At 69.3% G+C, this 1,504-nt stretch carries 1 protein-coding gene; it reads right to left on the bottom strand.

The features are described from left to right. On the bottom strand, nt 1-1,230 hold a 1,230-nt coding region (locus AC1VAN_RS21620; protein ID WP_480986718.1), incomplete at its 3' end, for an Ig-like domain-containing protein. Between the last annotated feature and the right edge of the window lie 274 nt (nt 1,231-1,504).

Here is a 1,504-nt window from a genome sequence, read left to right as displayed (position 1 = left end):
GATCAGCACCTTCATGCCCGGGTACTTGGCCTTGAGCTGCTTGAGCTGGTTCCAGTTGCCGCGCAGCGGCTGGTCCCAGGTATCGGCGCTGCCGCTCACGCTTTCGCCGGCACCGAAGGCCTTGGTGTAGTCGGCGAAGGCATCGCCGCCGGCTCCGCTGTTCGGATCCGACGGCTGGGTGACGCCCACTTCGCAGCGGTTGTTGCGCACGTTGCCGAAGGCGTAATTGATGTGGGTCAGGCGCGCGGCCGAACCGCTGCTGTCGATGTTCTTGACCCGGTAGTTGCGGCCGTAGATGCCCCACTGGGTGAAGTAACCGATGACCCGCTTGCCGGTGGTGCCACCGTCGCCGGCCAGGGTGCTGGCGGTCACTGCCGTGCCCTGTGCCGACGCATTGCCGGCGTTGTCGCGGGCACGCACGCGGTAGCTGTAGCTGGTCGATGCAGTCAGGCCGCCATCGACATAGCTGGCGCTGGACGGCGAGCCGACCAGGCTGCCATTGCGGTACACGTCGTAGCCAGCCAGGCCGCTGCCGCCGGTGTTGTCGGTGGACGGGCTCCAGCTCAGGGCGATGCTGTTGGCGGTGCGGGTACCCACGGCCAGGCCACCGGGCACGCTGGGCGCGGTGGTATCGCCACTGGCTGCGTTGACGGTGATGGTGATGGTCGCGGTGCTGGCGGTGGCATTGTTGTTGTCGGTGGCGACCGCGCGCAGGGTGTGGCTGCCGGCGCTGGCGTTGGCCCAGCTGGCGCTGTACGGCGCGCTGGTGTCGATGCCCAGCGAACTGCCATCGCGGAAGAACTCGACCTTGCTGACGCTGCCGTCCGCATCACTGGCGTTGGCGGTCACGTTGACCGTGCTGCCGGCGCTGAAGGTGGCGCCGTTGGCCGGCGAGGTCAGGCTGACCACCGGCGGCTGGTTGGCCCCGCCGCCGTCGCAGGCGCCGAGGTTGGTGTAGTAGGGCGCCCCGGCCGGATGGTCCGGCGGCGCATTCCAGATGTCCTGGTTCGCCCGGTAGAGGACCCCTCCTTTCTGCAGGGTGTCGCCACTGCGGTAGATCTTGGCCTGGTCCCATTCGGCCACGCCGGCACARCTGGCGGCCTGGGCCAGGCCGGGCAGGGTGACCGCCCCGGCCAGGGCCAGCAGCCAGGCCAGACGGCGCGGGCGACAGCGATGAAGGGAAGGGTGGGCACTGCGTACATCGGCACTCTGCACAAGCGGGTCGTACATGGTGTGTCTCCGATCGATGGTTGGCGCGCGGGCCAAGACGGCGCCGCACGTAACGCAGGGTCCGGACGTCACCCGGGAAGGCGACGGAGGGGGCGGACGGAGGTACCTGGTGGGCCGGGGAGAGAGTCCGGCGCCAGGTGGGGACAACGTTGTCATCAATTGCGTGGTCAATCCGTGAGCGAGTGCATGGTTCGGGGATTTGGCGGAGAGCGGCGCTGGCGCGGGGTCGGCGGCCAGCGGCGGAGCCCCCTCGTGGCTGGGGCTTGCCGCGAAC

Source organism: Stenotrophomonas sp. 05L44_2 (assembly GCF_056665995.1).
This window is presented reverse-complemented; position numbering and strand designations above follow the sequence as displayed.